9 protein-coding genes are annotated in these 16,058 nt (G+C 64.5%); 8 read left to right on the top strand and 1 reads right to left on the bottom strand.

All coding sequences use genetic code 11. The features are described 5' to 3' along the window. Window position 1 precedes the first annotated feature (1 nt). The 8 genes from LB533_RS05955 to LB533_RS05990 all read left to right on the top strand — a co-directional run bounded on the left by LB533_RS05955 (window position 2) and on the right by LB533_RS05990 (window position 12,711). A complete protein-coding gene (locus LB533_RS05955) occupies window positions 2-1,330 on the top strand; it encodes an FMN-binding glutamate synthase family protein (RefSeq protein ID WP_140514697.1) in 1,329 nt (442 codons plus the stop codon). Between the two features lie 63 nt (window positions 1,331-1,393). Then, on the top strand, window positions 1,394-2,701 hold the full coding sequence (gene glnT / locus LB533_RS05960) for a type III glutamate--ammonia ligase (RefSeq protein WP_140638578.1): 1,308 nt from the start codon (window positions 1,394-1,396) through the stop codon (window positions 2,699-2,701). A gap of 36 nt (window positions 2,702-2,737) precedes the next feature. After that, complete coding sequence (locus LB533_RS05965) at window positions 2,738-3,991, top strand: sarcosine oxidase subunit beta family protein (protein ID WP_140638577.1); 1,254 nt, start codon at window positions 2,738-2,740, stop codon at window positions 3,989-3,991. Between the two features lie 10 nt (window positions 3,992-4,001). After that, entirely contained in the window at window positions 4,002-4,277 is a 276-nt protein-coding gene (locus LB533_RS05970) for a sarcosine oxidase subunit delta (protein WP_140638576.1), read from the top strand. Window positions 4,278-4,518: 241 nt separating this feature from the next. Then, window positions 4,519-7,500 carry a sarcosine oxidase subunit alpha gene (locus LB533_RS05975; RefSeq protein WP_224676862.1) on the top strand — a complete coding sequence of 994 codons (2,982 nt, stop codon included), beginning with the start codon at window positions 4,519-4,521 and terminating at the stop codon, window positions 7,498-7,500. Next, window positions 7,439-8,116 carry a sarcosine oxidase subunit gamma gene (locus tag LB533_RS05980; protein WP_224556897.1) on the top strand — a complete coding sequence of 226 codons (678 nt, stop codon included), beginning with the start codon at window positions 7,439-7,441 and terminating at the stop codon, window positions 8,114-8,116. Before LB533_RS05975 ends, LB533_RS05980 begins: the two co-directional genes overlap by 62 nt. A gap of 265 nt (window positions 8,117-8,381) precedes the next feature. Further along, window positions 8,382-10,751, top strand: coding sequence for a DUF1989 domain-containing protein (locus LB533_RS05985; protein WP_140638572.1), 2,370 nt, complete (start codon window positions 8,382-8,384; stop codon window positions 10,749-10,751). Between the two features lie 250 nt (window positions 10,752-11,001). Next, a complete protein-coding gene (locus tag LB533_RS05990) occupies window positions 11,002-12,711 on the top strand; it encodes an APC family permease (protein ID WP_140638571.1) in 1,710 nt (569 codons plus the stop codon). 77 nt (window positions 12,712-12,788) lie between these two features. Here LB533_RS05990 and LB533_RS05995 read toward each other — a convergent pair whose 3' ends face one another. Next, window positions 12,789-15,938, bottom strand: a complete 3,150-nt coding sequence (locus tag LB533_RS05995; protein WP_140638570.1) for an efflux RND transporter permease subunit — start codon at window positions 15,936-15,938, stop codon at window positions 12,789-12,791. Window positions 15,939-16,058: the final 120 nt, after the last annotated feature.

The raw sequence follows: 16,058 nt of genomic DNA on the forward strand, positions 1-16,058 counted from the left end.
CATGACCTATCGCAACCCGCCGACGACGCCGCGCAAATCCGCGACTTTCGACGACTACACGCTTTCCGAGATCCGCCGCGCCGCGGCCACCGGCATCTATGACATCCGGGGCGCCGGCGCCAAGCGCAAGCTGCCGCATTTCGATGACCTTCTGTTCCTTGGCGCTTCGATCTCGCGCTACCCGCTCGAAGGCTATCGCGAGCGCTGCGACACATCAGTCGTGTTGGGCTCGCGCCATGCCAAGAAGCCGATCGAGCTGAAGATCCCGATCACTGTCGCCGGCATGAGCTTCGGCTCGCTGTCGGGCCCGGCCAAGGAAGCGCTCGGGCGCGGCGCGACGCTGTCGGGCACCTCGACCACGACCGGCGACGGCGGCATGACCGAGGAAGAGCGCGGCCATTCCAAGCAACTCGTCTACCAATATCTGCCGTCGCGCTACGGCATGAATTTGCGGGATCTGCGCCGCGCCGATGCCATTGAGGTCGTCGTCGGCCAGGGCGCCAAGCCCGGCGGCGGCGGCATGCTGCTCGGACAGAAGATCTCCGACCGTGTCGCCGAGATGCGCACGCTGCCCAAGGGCATCGACCAGCGCTCGGCTTCGCGCCATCCCGACTGGACCGGACCGGACGATCTCGAGATCAAAATCCTGGAGCTGCGCGAAATCACGGACTGGGAAAAACCGATCTACGTCAAGGTCGGCGGCGCCCGCCCCTATTACGATACCGCGCTTGCGGTGAAGGCCGGCGCCGACGTCGTCGTCGTCGACGGCATGCAGGGCGGCACGGCGGCCACACAAGAAGTGTTCATCGAGAATGTCGGCCAGCCGACGCTCGCCTGCATCAGGCCGGCGGTGCAGGCGCTGCAGGATCTGGGCATGCATCGCAAGGTGCAGCTGATCGTCTCGGGCGGCATCCGCAACGGCGCCGATGTCGCCAAGGCGCTGGCGCTCGGCGTCGACGCGGTCTCGATCGGCACGGCTGCCCTTGTCGCGCTCGGCGACAACGATCCCCGCTGGGAGGCGGAATACAACGAGCTCGGCACCACATCAGGCGCCTATGACGACTGGCATGAGGGCCGCGACCCCGCCGGCATCACCACGCAGGATCCCGAACTGATGAAGCGGGTCGATCCCGTCGCAGCCGGCAGGCGACTTGCCAACTATCTTAAGGTGATGACGCTCGAGGCGCAGACCATTGCGCGTGCCTGCGGCAAGAACAGCCTGCACAATCTCGAACCCGAGGATCTCGTCGCGCTCACGATCGAGGCCGCCGCGATGGCCGGCGTGCCGCTGGCCGGCACCAACTGGATACCGGGGAAGAACGGCTTCTGATCAACAAAGGGCCGAAGGCCATATGCTCTAGGGCCAACAACCGACAAAAAATGGGGAACTTCCGTGACAGTTGATCTTGCAGAGTTCGCAAGGGCGAAAAACGTCAAATATTTCATGATCTCCTACACCGACCTGTTCAGCGGGCAACGCGCCAAGCTGGTGCCGGCGCAGGCGATATCAGATATGCAGAAGGATGGCGCCGGCTTCGCCGGTTTCGCTACCTCGCTCGACCTCACGCCGGCACATCCCGACATGCTGGCGGTGCCGGATCCGAATTCGGTTATCCAACTGCCCTGGAAACCTGAGGTCGCCTGGGTCGCCGCCAATTGCATCATGGACGATAAGGAGGTCGACCAGGCACCGCGCAACACGCTGAAGCGACTGGTCGCGGAAGCCGCTAGCGACGGCATGCATGTCAAGACCGGCGTCGAGGCGGAATTCTTCCTGATCTCGCCCGACGGCAAGACGATCTCCGACGAATACGATACGGCGTCGAAACCATGCTACGACCAGCAAGCGTTGATGCGCCGCTACGACGTCATCGCCGAGATCTGCGATCACATGCTGGCGCTCGGCTGGGGCGCCTACCAGAACGACCACGAGGATGCCAACGGCCAGTTCGAGATGAACTGGGCCTTCGACGATGCGCTGGCGACCGCCGACAAGCATTCTTTCTTCAAATTCATGGTCAAGTCGATCGCGGAAAAGCACGGCCTGCGCGCCACCTTCATGCCCAAGCCCTTCCAGGGACTGACCGGCAATGGCTGCCATGCGCATATCTCGGTGTGGGACAAATCAGGCAAGACCAATGTCTTTGCCGATAATTCGATGGAGCTCGGCCTGTCGGCCAAGGGCAAGCACTTCCTCGGCGGCATCATGAAACATGCCTCTGCTCTCGCCGCCATCACCAACCCGACCGTCAATTCCTACAAGCGCATCAACGCGCCGCGCACCATTTCGGGCGCCACCTGGGCGCCGAACACGGTGACCTGGACCGGCAACAACCGCACCCACATGGTGCGCGTGCCCGGCCCCGGCCGTTTCGAGCTGCGCCTGCCTGACGGCGCGGCCAACCCTTATCTGCTGCAAGCCGTCATCATCGCCGCAGGGCTGGACGGCATCCGCTCCAAGGCCGATCCGGGCAGGCGCTACGACATCGATATGTACCAGCACGGTCACACGGTGGAGGGCGCGCCGAAATTGCCGCTCAACCTGCTCGACGCGTTGCGCGAGTTCGACAACGACAAATCGCTCAAGACGGCGCTGGGTGAGGAATTCTCGTCGGCTTATCTAAAGCTAAAGCACCAGGAATGGAATTCCTATGCTTCGCACTTCACGCAATGGGAGCGCGACCACACGCTGGACATCTGACCTCCAGCGCGACGCGAGCGGCCTCGGAACGACTTTATGAAATACTCGATCTTCTCGCTCGCCCGCGCCGCATTTTCCGGCCACAAGAACTGGCAGCGCACCTGGCGCGACGCCAACCCGAAAGACCGCTACGACGTGGTGATCATCGGCGGCGGCGGCCACGGCTTGGCCACCGCCTGGTTCCTCGCCAGCGAGTACGGCATCAGGAATGTGGCCGTACTTGAAAAGGGCTGGATCGGCTCCGGCAATGCCGGCCGCAACACCACCATCATTCGTTCCAATTACGGCCTGCCCGGCAACACCGGCTTCTACGAATTGTCGATGAAGTTGTGGGAGCGGATGGAGCAGGACCTCAACTACAACACGATGGTCAGCCAGCGCGGCGTCATCAATCTCTACCATTCCGATGCGCAGCGCGATGCCTATGCGCGGCGCGGCAACACGATGCGCATCAACGGCATCGATGCCGAACTGCTCGACCTTGCCGCGGTCAAGAAGATGATGCCGTTCCTGAATTACGACAATGCGCGCTTTCCGGTGCAAGGCGGGCTCTTGCAGCGGCGCGGCGGCACGGCGCGGCATGACGCCGTGGTCTGGGGCTATGCCCATGCGGCGAGCGCGCTCGGCGTCGATATCATCCAGAATTGCGAAGTGACGGGCTTTGTCAGAGACGCCAACGGCAAGGTGACCGGCGTCGAGACCTCGCGCGGCAAGATCGGCGCCGGCAAGGTCGGCATGGCCGTCGCCGGCAGTTCCTCGCGCGTTGCCGCGATGGCGGGCCTGCGCCTGCCGATCGAAAGCCATGTGCTGCAGGCCTTCGTCTCCGAGGCGATCAAGCCGCTCATCCCCAATGTGATGACGTTCGGCGCCGGCCATTTCTACGTCAGCCAGTCGGACAAGGGTGGCCTGGTGTTCGGCGGCGACATAGACGGCTACAATTCCTATGCCCAGCGCGGCAACCTGCCTGTGATGGAAGACGTCTGCGAAGGCGGCATGGCGCTGATGCCGATGATCGGCCGCGTGCGCCTGCTGCGCCAGTGGGGCGGCATCATGGACATGTCGATGGACGGCTCGCCGATCATCGACAAGACGCCTGTCGACGGGCTCTATCTCAATGCCGGCTGGTGCTATGGCGGCTTCAAGGCGACGCCGGGCTCAGGCCTTGTCTTTGCCCATCTGCTGGCCCGCGACACGCCGCATGAGGAGGCTGCAAGGTTCCGCCTCGACCGGTTCAGGTCCGGTGCCGTGATCGACGAAAAGGGCCAGGGTGCCCAACCGAACCTGCACTGAAGGGCCCGTCATGCGCATCACCTGTCCCTTCTGCGGCGAACGCGAACTCGGCGAGTTCACCTATCTCGGCGACGCCAAGCCGGTGCGGCCGGAGGCTGGCGCTTCGGAGGACGATGTCTTCGACTACGTTTACCTGCGCGACAATGTCGCCGGCGTGATGGACGAGAATTGGTACCACGGCGGCGGCTGCCGGGCGTGGCTGAAGGTCACCCGCAACACGCTGACGCACGAAATTTCGGCGGTGGAGCCAGCGGCGGGCGCCGGGGCGAGGCAGGTTGCGAAATGAGCACTTTCTGCCAACCCGGCGCCGCCCCTCACCTGCCTGCCGGCATCCTCTCCCCGTATAGGGACGGGGAGAGGGACGCTATCGCCAACGGTTTCGCCAATCACCGGCGTCGCAAGATGAGAGCCGGCGTTGCGGCTATCTCCCTTCTCCCCGTCCCTATACGGGGAGAAGGTGCCGGCAGGCGGATGAGGGGCAGCGCGCCCTCTGCGATAGAGTCCCAATCGACGGAAGGCCGGCAATCGTGAGTTCCAGCCAATCCCATCGCCTCCCAACTGGCGGCCTGATCGACCGCTCGGCGCCGCTCAGCTTCCGCTTCGACAGTAAGACTTTTTTCGGCCTCGAGGGCGACACGCTCGCTTCGGCCTTGATTGCCAACGGCGTCAAGCTGGTCGGCCGCTCGTTCAAATACCACCGCCCGCGCGGCATTCTGACGGCGGGCTCGGAAGAGCCGAACGCGCTGGTCGAACTGCGCAGCGGCGCGCGGCGCGAGCCGAACACCAAGGCAACCACAGCCGAGCTCTATGAAGGGCTCGAGGCCGCCAGCCAGAACCGCTGGCCGTCGCTCAATTTCGACGTGATGTCGGTCAACCAGCTGTTCGCGCCGATCTTCGTCGCCGGCTTCTACTACAAGACCTTCATGTGGCCGGCGAAATTCTGGGAAGCGATCTACGAGCCGGCGATCCGCCGCGCCGCGGGCCTCGGCCGCGCGGCCGGCGTTGCCGATCCCGACCATTACGACAAGGCCTGGGCGCATTGCGACGTGCTGATCGCCGGCTCCGGCCCGACCGGACTTGCGGCAGCTCTTGCCGCCGGCCGCTCCGGCGCCCGCGTCATCCTGTGCGAAGAGGATTTTGTCCCCGGCGGCCGACTGCTGTCGGATGGCGGCACGATCGACGGACTGCCTGCGGCCGAGTGGCTGTCGCGGACCCTGGCCGAGCTCGACGCAATGCCTGATGTCCGCATCATGACCCGCACGACGCTGTTCGGCGTCTATGATGGCGGCACCTATGGCGCGATCGAGCGGATCAACGACCATCTGCCCTCGCCGCCCGAGCACCAGGTGCGCCAGCGCATGTGGCGGATCGTGGCCAGGCGTTGCGTCGTCGCGGCCGGCGCCATCGAGCGGCCGGTCGTCTTTCCCGGCAACGATACGCCCGGCGTGATGATGGCTTCGGCGATGCGGACCTATGTCGCGCGCTATGCCGCCGCTCCTGCGAAACGCATCGCGCTGTTCACCAACAACGAGGATGGCTGGCGCACGGTCGAGACAGTACTCGGCGCGGGCTTGCAGATCGCGGCGGTTATCGACGCACGGCCCGACGTGTCGCCGGCCCATCGCTCACTCGCCTCAAAGAGCGGTTTCCCGGTGCTGCATGGCGCCGTCAGCCGTGTGGACGGCGGCAAGGACGGTGTGCGGAAGATCTCCGTCTCTCTCACCGGCGGCGCGCGAGCCGAAGTGGAAGCGGACGGCCTTGCCGTTTCCGGCGGCTGGAACCCGGCGGTCGGGCTCACCTCCTATCATCGCGGCCGGCCGAAATGGCGCGACGACATCGCCGCTTTCGTGCCGGATGGCGCGCCTCCCGGCATGGCGGCGGCAGGTGCAGCCAACGGCGCCTTCGGCCTCGGCGCCTGCCTGCGCGAAGGGTTTGCAGCGGGCAGTGCCGCGGCGCACGATGCCGGACGCGGCGGCAGTTCCGGCTCGGTGCCGATCGCCGACGACGAAGCCTTTTCGCTGACGCCGCTCTGGCATGTCGCCGGCAAGGGCAAAGCGTTCGTCGACCAGCAGCACGACGTCACCGCTTCCGACATCGAGCTGGCGCAGCGCGAGGGCTTTGAATCGGTCGAGCATCTGAAGCGCTACACGACGCTCGGCATGGCGACCGACCAGGGCAAGACCTCCAACGTCGCCGGCCTTGCCATCATGGCGGCGGTGTCGGGCAAGTCCATTCCCGAGACCGGCACGACGATCTACCGCCCGCCCTATGTGCCGGTCGCCATCGGCGCCTTTGCCGGCCATCACCGCGACGAGACTTTCCACGCCACAAGGCTGACGCCTTCGCACCACTGGGCCGCCGAACAGGGTGCCGTCTTCGTCGACACCGGCCTGTGGAAGCGCGCGCAATGGTATCCGCGCACGGGCGAGAAGGACTGGCTGGAATCCGTCACCCGCGAGGTCAAGGCGGTGCGTTCCGGCGTCGGCTTCTGCGATGTCTCGACGCTCGGCAAGATCGACGTGCACGGCCCCGATGCAGGCGCCTTCCTCGACCGCGTCTACATCAACACCTTCTCCAACCTCGCCGTCGGCAAGGCGCGCTACGGGCTGATGCTGCGCGAGGACGGCATCGTCTATGACGACGGCACGACGTCGCGGCTGGCCGAGGATCATTACTTCCTCACCACCACCACCGCCAAGGCCGGGCTGGTGATGCAGCATCTGGAATTCTGCCGGCAGGTGCTGTTTCCCGAACTCGACGTGCAGTTGACCTCGGTCTCCGACCAATGGGCGCAGTTCTCCATCGCCGGGCCGAAGACCCGTGACCTGCTGAAAGAGATCGTCGACCCGGCCGAGGACCTTTCCAACGAAGGCTTTCCGTTCATGGGCGCGCGCGAAGTGGCGTTGCGCGGCGGCATCAAGGCGCGGCTGTTCCGCATCTCTTTCTCGGGCGAGATGGCGTTCGAGATTTCCGTGCCGGCGCGCTACGGCGAGGCACTGGCGCGCAATCTGATGCTTGCGGGCAAACCGTTCGGCGTGACGCCATACGGCACCGAGGCGCTCGGCGTCATGCGCATCGAGAAGGGCCATGTCGCCGGACCGGAACTAAGCGGAACCACCACCGCCGCCGACCTCGGCCTGGGCAAGATGATGTCGACCAAGAAGGATTTCATCGGCCGCGTCATGGCCGGCCGCGAGGCGCTGGTCGCGCCGGAACGGCAGGTCGTCGTCGGCATCAAGCCGACCGACAAGGCGCGCCGCCTGCGCCCCGGTGCGCACATAATCCCGAAGGGGCAGACACCTGGCCCTGGCAACGACCAGGGCTACGTCACCTCGGTCTGTTTCTCGCCGACGCTGGACCAGTGGATCGGGCTGGCGCTTGTCGAGCGCGGCCGCGAGCGCATCGGCGAGATCGTGCGCGCGCACGACCCGCTGCGCGGCGAAGAGTATGACGCCGAACTTTGCAACCCCGTCTTCTACGATCCGGATGGAGGGCGCCAGCGTGGCTGAGTTTTCCTGGGATATCAAAAGCCCGCTCGACCGCGTGCTGGTCGCCGGACCCCATGGTGCACGTGGCGATGCCGGCGTGTCGCTGAGCGAGACCCGCAATTTCGATCTCGTCCAGGTGATGGCCCGGCGCGGCAAGGGGGCGGAGATGGCCAAGGCCGCCAAGGCGCGCTTTGGGGTTGCGGCGCCGGAAGCACCGAAGGCGGTGCAGACGGCGGACGCAACGCTGATCTGGTCGGGACCGGATCAGTTTTTCGTGCTGTCGCAGGGCGGCAGGCACGGGATCGAGAAGCTCGCCCAAGCCTTTGCGGCCTCAGGGTCGCTTTCAGATCAATCGCATGCGCGAGTCTTGATCAGCATTTACGGCGGCAAAGCGCGGGAGATGCTGGCGAAATTGTCGTCGATCGATTTGCACCCGGAGGCATTCCCCGTCGGCGCAGCCGCCGCAACGTCGATGGATCACACCAGCGTCACGCTCTGGCGCGGGGAGGATCGAAACGGACAGGCGGTGTTCAATCTGCTTGTGTTCGCGACCTTCGCCGAGAGCCTGTGGCACACGATCCTGGACTCGGCTGCGGAATATGGCGTTAAGACTAGCCACTCTGAGGAATTGGTGTAGCCTCGACGCGTCTTCCTTCTCCCTTGTGGGAGAAGGTGGCCTCGCGAAGCGAGGTCGGATGAGGGTGTTCCAGGGAACGCCAACGTCTCACTCCGCTGGAACACCCCTCAACCGTCTCGGCGCTGCCCGCCGATCCACCTTCTCCCACAAGGGGAGAAGGAAGAAGAAGGACGCTCCGCCTTGCCAAATCCCACCCCACTGCTATTCTTGCTGCTAAAATAATTTTACACACAGGCAAACTTGTTTCTCGAACCGCAAGGCTGAGATGAGCCAGTCACCCTACCCTGCCGTCGCATCCGGACCGCCCCGGCCGAGCCTGATCCTGCGGCCCGGGCAGATCGCGCTGCCGCCGGGTATGGAGCGCTATACGGTTCAAGGCAATGGTGCGGTGCTGGTCGAGGTCGAGGCCGGTGATACGATCACGGTGCGCAATGTCGAGGGCGGCCAGGCTTGCGAGTTGCTGGCGTGGGACGGGACAGGTGCGACCGATCCCTCCATTCTCGGGGAAAAATCCAACAGCAATGCCGCCGGTATCAAGGCGCTGCTTGCCGAGGGCGACGACAGCCTCGCGTCCCTGCGGCGTGGGCTCGCGCGCCGGCAGGTGCAGTTCGACCAGGCCAAGGCGGTGCGCGTGTTCGGGGGCGCAACACCGGCAGGCACGGAACAGGGTTTCACTGTCGTACGCGACGGCGCGCTGCTGATTGCCGCGCCGGGCGGGCCGATGCTGGTCGATGGCCACGACACGGCGACGCCGCTTGCCGTGATCGTGCGCCGCGCCACGATCCGCCCGGCTTCGAAGTCGCGGCTTGCCGACCCGCTGGCCGATCCGGTGCTCGACCTGCGCGTCCATTCGGCGACGGCGGAGTCCTATTTCGTCAAAGCCGGCGACTATCTCCAGATCATCGACGTCGATGGCCGCCAGTGCACCGACTTCCAGTGTTTTTCGGCACGCAAGCTCGACAAGGGCCTCGACCATCCGCTCGATGTGACGACGACACGCACGCTGATGGGCGCGAGCTACCCGATGCCGGGGCTGCACTCGAAATATTACGACCAGGACATGGAGCCGCTGGTCGAAGTGGTGCAGGACACATGCGGTCGGCACGACGCCTTCGCGCTCGCATGCGCGGCCAAATATTACGACGATATCGGCTATCCCGGCCATCCCAACTGCTCGGAGAACTTCAACCGCGCGCTGTCGGACAAGGGCGTCACGCCACGCGCCGGCTGGATGGCGATCAACTTCTTCTTCAACACGGCGATCGACGCGCATGGCGTCATGGTCTCCGACGAGCCATGGTCGCGCGCCGGCGACTATGTGCTGCTTCGGGCGCTGACCGACATCGTCTGCGTCTCCTCCGCCTGCCCCGACGACACGACGCCGGCCAATGGCTGGGACCTGACCGACATCCACGTGCGCACCTATTCCGGCCAGCACAAATTCTCGCGAGCGATCGCCAGACGCATGACGCCCGATTCGGAACCGAAAATGACCCGCGAGACCTCCTTTTATCAGAGCTTTGCCAAGCACACACGCGACTTCGTCGAGTACAGGGGCTATTGGCTGGCCAACTCCTTCGCCAAGGAAGGCGCGATCGCCGAATACTGGGCCTGCCGGCAGGACGCGGTGATCATGGACCTGTCGCCGCTGCGCAAATTCGAGGTCACCGGCCCGGATTCCGAAGCGCTGCTGCAATACACGCTGACCCGCGACGTCAAGAAGCTCGGCGTCGGCCAGGTCGTCTATTCCGCCATGTGCTACGAGCATGGCGGCATGATCGACGACGGCACGCTGCTGCGGCTGGGCAAGGACAATTTCCGCTGGATCGGCGGCGACGATCTGTCCGGCGAATGGCTGCGCGAGACGGCGACAAAGCTCGGCCTCAACGTGCTGGTGCGCTCGTCCACCGACCAGATGCACAATATCGCCGTGCAGGGGCCGAAGAGCCGCGACATCCTGAGGGAGGTGATCTGGACCTCGCCGCTGCAGCCGTCGATCAAGGAACTGGAATGGTTCCGCTTCGCCGTCGCGCGCATCGGCGGCGGCGATGGCGTTCCGGTCGTCGTCTCACGCACCGGCTATACCGGTGAACTCGGCTACGAGATCTGGTGTCATCCGCGCGACGCCGAAAAGGTCTTCGAGGCGATCTGGGCCGCCGGCCAGCCACATGGATTGAAGCCGATGGGCCTGCAGGCGCTGGACATGGTGCGCATCGAGGCCGGGCTGATCTTCGCCGGCTACGAATTCTCCGACCAGACCGATCCGTTCGAGGCCGGCATCGGCTTCACCGTGCCGCTGAAGACCAAGACCGACGACTTCATCGGCCGCGAGGCGCTGATCCGGCGCAAGGAGAACCCGCAGAACAAACTGGTCGGGCTCGACATCGATGCCAATGTCGCGGTCGGCCATGGCGACTGCGTGCATATCGGCCGCGCCCAGATCGGCGTCGTCACCTCGGGCATGCGCTCGCCGGTGCTGAACAAGACCATCGCCCTGGCGCGGCTCGACGTCACCCATGCGGCTATCGGCACCGAGGTTGAAATCGGCAAGCTCGACGGCCATGCCAAGCGGCTGCCGGCACGAGTCGTGGCCTTCGCCCATTACGATCCGCAAAAGACCAGGCCGCGTTCCTGATCGCGGCCTTCCGGGCATACGGGATGTCGCTGGCGGCGCCGCGAGGCACATTTGTGCGCCCGCCCACAAGCGTGATGTGCACGGCGCGACAAAACGCTTGACGTGAAAGCGCGCCGGATCAATCTTCACTCTTAAGAAAAAAATACGACTGAGTGGAAACACTGAAGTCGCGGCGATATTGGCCGGGGAGCAAGCTTCGCAAAGTCGGGGCGTCGCCGGCGGGGAACATCAAAAAGGGGAATTCACCGACATGAGCACGATAAGCACGGTCCTGGACCAGCCTGCCGAAAGCAAGCTGCTCAGGCATATCGACTGGCGCGGCGCCTTCTGGGTGGCGAGCGGCGTCCCGGCCCTCGTCCTGTTCTCGATCGGCGGCATCGCCGGCACGACCGGGACGCTCGCTTTCCTGATCTGGACGGTGTCCATGGTCATGGGCTTCCTGCAATCCTTCACCTATGCCGAGATCGCCGGCCTGTTCCCGAACAAGTCGGGCGGCGCCTCGATCTACGGAGCCACCGCCTGGCTGCGCTACTCCAAGTTCATCGCGCCGCTGTCGGTATGGTGCAACTGGTTTGCCTGGTCGCCGGTGCTCTCGCTCGGCTGCTCGATCGCCGCCGCCTATATCCTCAATGCGCTGGCGCCGGTGCCGATCTTTACCGACACGTCGCCCGAGGTCGCCGCCTATATCGCGGCGCATGTCGGAACGAGCGCCGCCGACGCCATTACCGCGGTGACCGCGGCGGCGACCCCGGCGATCCGCACGTGGTCGGCGTTCAGCCACACGCTGGGTCCGGTGTCCTTCACCTTCAACGCCACCTTCTTCATCGGCGCGGTGCTGATGCTGATCATCTTCTCGATCCAGCATCGCGGGATCCTGGGCACCGCCAATGTGCAGAAATATATCGGCTTGCTGGTCATCGTCCCGATGCTGATCGTCGGCGTCGTGCCGATCTTCACCGGCCAGATCAACTGGGCGAATTTTTCGCCGCTGGTGCCGCTAGCGGCCGCGTATGCGCCAGAGCCCGGCGCCTGGAACATCGCCGGCTGGACGCTGGTGCTCGGCGGCATGTTCATCGCCGCCTGGTCGACCTACGGTTTCGAGACCGCCGTCTGCTATACGTCCGAGTTCAAGAATCCCGGCACCGACACCTTTAAGGCCATCTTCTATTCCGGCCTGCTCTGCATGCTGCTGTTCATCCTGGTGCCGTTCACCTTCCAGGGCGTGCTCGGGTTGAACGGCATGCTGGCGACGCCTATCGTCGACGGCTCAGGCGTGGCGGATGCTCTCGCCGGCATGGTCGGCGGCGGCGGGCTTATCCACAGCCTGCTGGTGATGCTGATGATCCTGGCGCTTGTGCTGTGCATCATGACGGCTATGGCCGGCTCCTCGCGCACGCTCTATCAGGGCTCCGTCGACGGCTGGCTGCCGCGCTACCTCAGCCACGTCAACGAACATGGCGCGCCGACGCGGGCGATGTGGACCGACCTGTGCTTCAACCTGATCGTGCTGGCGATCGCCTCGGCCGATGCAACGAGCTTCTTCTTCATTCTCGCCGTATCCAATTGCGGCTACATCATCTTCAACTTCCTCAACCTCAATGCCGGCTGGATCCATCGCATCGACAACGGCCATATCGCGCGGCCATGGAAGGCCCCGACGTGGCTCTTGGGGATCGGGGCGATCTTCGCCTATGTCAACGCGATCTTCATGGGCGCCGGCGCCAAGGTGTGGAACCCGATGGCGCTGTGGGCCGGGCTGATCACCGCGGCGCTGATCATCCCGGTGTTCTGCTTCCGCCATTACATCCAGGACGGCGGCAAGTTCCCCGACCACATGCTGGCCGACCTCGGCATGGCGGGAGCGGACCTCTCGGTGAAAAAGGCGGGCATGCTGCCCTATCTGACGCTGGTCGCCGGCGTGGCGGTAATGCTGATCGCCAACTGGTTTTTCGTCATCTGATTGCCTGACGGGCAAGCGGCCTTCGGCTCCGCAAGAACAGAAATCGGCCGGTCTCAAATGAGACCGGCCGATTTCGTTCATTCAGCCGCCAAGGCGAGTTGCGGCCTCTCGACACCTTCGACGGTTTCCGGTTCGGGCGTCTGTTCGTCGGTCGGCACCTTCTTGCGCTCACGGCCGAAGAACAGGGCGTAGCCAGCGGGTAGCACCAGGATGGTGAGCACGGTTGCAACCAGAATGCCGCCCATCATGGCGTAGGCGAGCGGTCCCCAGAACACGCCGCGCGAGATCGGGATCAGCGCCAGCACCGCGGTCATTGCCGTCAACACGATCGGCCGGAAACGGCGCACAGCCGAACCGATGATCGCTTCGGAGCGTTCCATGCCTTTCGCGATGTCCTGGTCGATCTGGTCGACGAGGATGATGGAGTTTCGCATGATGATGCCGAGCAGCGCGATAACGCCGAGGATGGCGACGAAGCCGAACGGCGCCCCGCTGATCAAAAGGGCCGCGGCCGCACCGATGATGCCGAGCGGACCGGTGGCCAGCACCAGCATCGCCTTGCCGAAATGCTGCAGCTGGACCATCAGCAGTATGACGATGACGGCCAGCATGATCGGCGCCTTGGCGGCGATGGAAGCCTGGCTTTCCGCCGAATCCTCCGCACCGCCCTGGATCTCGATCTTGTAGCCGGGCGCAAGCCCGTCGCGCAGATCCTTCATGTCGTTGTACATCTTGGTGACGACGTCGTTGGACTGCACGCCGTCGGGCAAGGTCGCCCGCACGCTGATGGTCGGCAAGCGGTCGCGCCGCCACTCGACGCCTTGCTCCAGCACCGGCACAACCTTGGCCACCTGCGACAGCGGCACGAAGCCACCGAAATCGGTCGGGATGTAGATGGAATCGACCGAGGAGAGCAGGGCGCGGCTGGCATCCGGCTCGCGGGCGACGATGGACACCGTTTCTTCGCCGTCGCGGAAGTCGCCCAGCGGCGCGCCGGACATGGAGGCCTGCAGCATCTGGCGGATGCGCTGCGAGGTGACGCCCAGCGCACGGGCGCGGTCCTGGTCGATGACCAGCTTCATCGCCGGCACAGGTTCCAGCCAGTCGTCATGGACGGCGCCGAGCAGCGGGTTGGCCTGGAATTTCGCCTTCACCTGGTCGGCAATGCGCCGCACTTCCTGGCGGTCCGGGCCCATGACGCGCATCTGCACCGGCCAGCCTGTCGGCGGGCCGAGGAACAAGCGATCGACCTTGCCGCGGATGGAGGGGAAGTCCTGCGCCAGGATGGTGCGCAGCTTGACGATCAGCCGCTCGCGCGCCGGCTCGTCATTGGCCATCACAAGAAGCTGGGCGAAGTTAGGATTCCTGAGCTGCTGGTCCAGCGGCAGGAAGAAGCGCGGCGCGCCTTCGCCGATGTAGGTGGCGATGAAGCGCTTGTCCTTGTCGTCCATCATCTTGGCTTCCAGCGCCTTGGCCTGCGTTTCGACTTCCTTGATGCTGGTGCCTTCCGGCAGCCAGAGATCGACGAGGATTTCCGGGCGCGACGATTGCGGGAAGAAGTTCTGCGGAATGAACTGGAAGGCCCACAGGCTGGTGGCGAAGGTCACCAGCGTCATCGTCAGCACGATGATGCGATGGCGAACGGCCCAGGTAACGGTCGAGCGAAGCCGGCGATAGAAGCTGGTGTCGAAGACGTCGTGATGGGAACCGGCATGCTTGCGCTGCTTGAGGATCATATAGCCCAGCCATGGCGTGAAATAGACCGCCACGAACCAGGACACGACGAGCGCGATGCCGACGACGTAAAACAGTGTGCGGACATATTCGCCGGCGGTGGAGGCGGCGAAGCCGACCGGAATGAAGCCGGCGGTGGTGATCAGAGTGCCGGTCAGCATCGGGAAGGCGGTCGAGGAATAGGCGAAACCCGCCGCCTCGATCTTGACCAGCCCCTCCTCCAGCTTGCGTTCCATCATCTCGACGACGATCATGGCGTCGTCGACAAGCAGGCCGAGCGCTATGATCAAGGCGCCGAGCGAAATGCGCTGCAGGTCGATGCCGATCTCGTACATGATGGCGAAGGTGGCGGCCAGGACCAGCGGAATGGCGATGGCAATGACAAGTCCGGAGCGCCAGCCGATCGACAGGAACGAGACGACGAGCACGATCAGCAGCGCTTCGCCGAGCGCATGCATGAACTCGCTGACAGCGTCCCTGACGACCTCGGGCTGGTCCGATATCTGGTCGACGGAGACGCCATAGGGCAGCGCCTCCTCGAATCGCTTGTAGGTCGCCTCGACGTCCTTGCCGACATCGGTGACGTTGAAGCCCTTGGCCATGACGACACCGAGCTGGACGCTCTCGTGGCCGTTGAACCGGTACTTGCGCTCGAAGGGATTCTCCAGCCCCGAACTCACGGTCGCGATATCGCCAAGACGCGTTATCTGGTTGCCGGCGCGCAAGCGCAGCTCGCGAATGTCGGCCGCCCTGGTGACGTCGCCCTCGACCGAAATGCGGACCGAACGCAGGCCGGTGTCGACCGAGCCCGCCGGGTCGACATTGTTCTGTCCCTTGATCGCGTTCTGCAGGTCGGTCAGCGTCAGGCCGCGCTCGGCCAGCGCCTTGGACGAGACGTCGATATAGATCTTCTCGGGCTGGTCGCCGATGATGACCGCCTTTTCGACGCCGGGCGTCGTCAGCAGCATGTCGCGGGCCTGAATGGCGAACTTCTTCAATTCGGGATAGCTGAAGCCATCGCCGCTGATGGAATGCAAGGTGATGAAGGTGTCGCCGAATTCATCGTTGAAATAGGGGCCGAGCAGGCCTTGCGGCAGATCGCCTGCTATGTCGCCGACCTTCTTGCGCACCTGATAGAAGGCGTCGTTGACCTGGGCCGCATTGGTGTCGCCCTTGATCTGCACGGTGATGATGGCGCTGCCGGCGCGCGTATAGGAGCGCACGAAGTCGAGATGCGGCGTTTCCTGCAGCTTGCGTTCGATCTTGTTGACGACCTGGTCTTCCATCTCCTGAATCGAAGAACCCGGCCAGATCGCCTGCACGACCATGACGCGGAAGGTGAAATCGGGATCTTCCTTCTGGCCCATGCGCATCAGGCCGAGCGCGCCGGCAAGGATGATCAGGCCGAACAGGAAACGTGCGATGCTCGGATGCCCGATCGCCCAACGCGAGAGGTTGAAAGGCCGCTTTTCAGTGTTGCTGTCGGTGGTCATGGCGCCAGTCCAGTCCAATTGATCTGCAAGGCAGGTTCATCATGCCGTTCATGCGTTCTTCGTCTGGCTTCCGGGCGGCGAGGCTCCCTCAAGCGGAGAGACTCGCATCGCATGTGACGC

Origin of the sequence: Mesorhizobium sp. BR1-1-13 (assembly GCF_020165515.1) — a bacterium.
Lineage (GTDB): Bacteria > Pseudomonadota > Alphaproteobacteria > Rhizobiales > Rhizobiaceae > Mesorhizobium.

What these genes read in the sequence shown, in the direction of transcription:
- LB533_RS05970 (WP_140638576.1), top strand. Translation starts at nt 4,002, where the DNA reads ATGCGCATCACCTGTCCCTTCTGCGGCGAACGCGAACTCGGCGAGTTC.
- LB533_RS05995 (WP_140638570.1), bottom strand. Translation starts at nt 15,938, where the DNA reads ATGACCACCGACAGCAACACTGAAAAGCGGCCTTTCAACCTCTCGCGT.
- LB533_RS05955 (WP_140514697.1), top strand. Translation starts at nt 2, where the DNA reads ATGACCTATCGCAACCCGCCGACGACGCCGCGCAAATCCGCGACTTTC.
- LB533_RS05985 (WP_140638572.1), top strand. Translation starts at nt 8,382, where the DNA reads ATGAGCCAGTCACCCTACCCTGCCGTCGCATCCGGACCGCCCCGGCCG.
- LB533_RS05980 (WP_224556897.1), top strand. Translation starts at nt 7,439, where the DNA reads ATGACGCCGAACTTTGCAACCCCGTCTTCTACGATCCGGATGGAGGGC.
- LB533_RS05990 (WP_140638571.1), top strand. Translation starts at nt 11,002, where the DNA reads ATGAGCACGATAAGCACGGTCCTGGACCAGCCTGCCGAAAGCAAGCTG.
- LB533_RS05965 (WP_140638577.1), top strand. Translation starts at nt 2,738, where the DNA reads ATGAAATACTCGATCTTCTCGCTCGCCCGCGCCGCATTTTCCGGCCAC.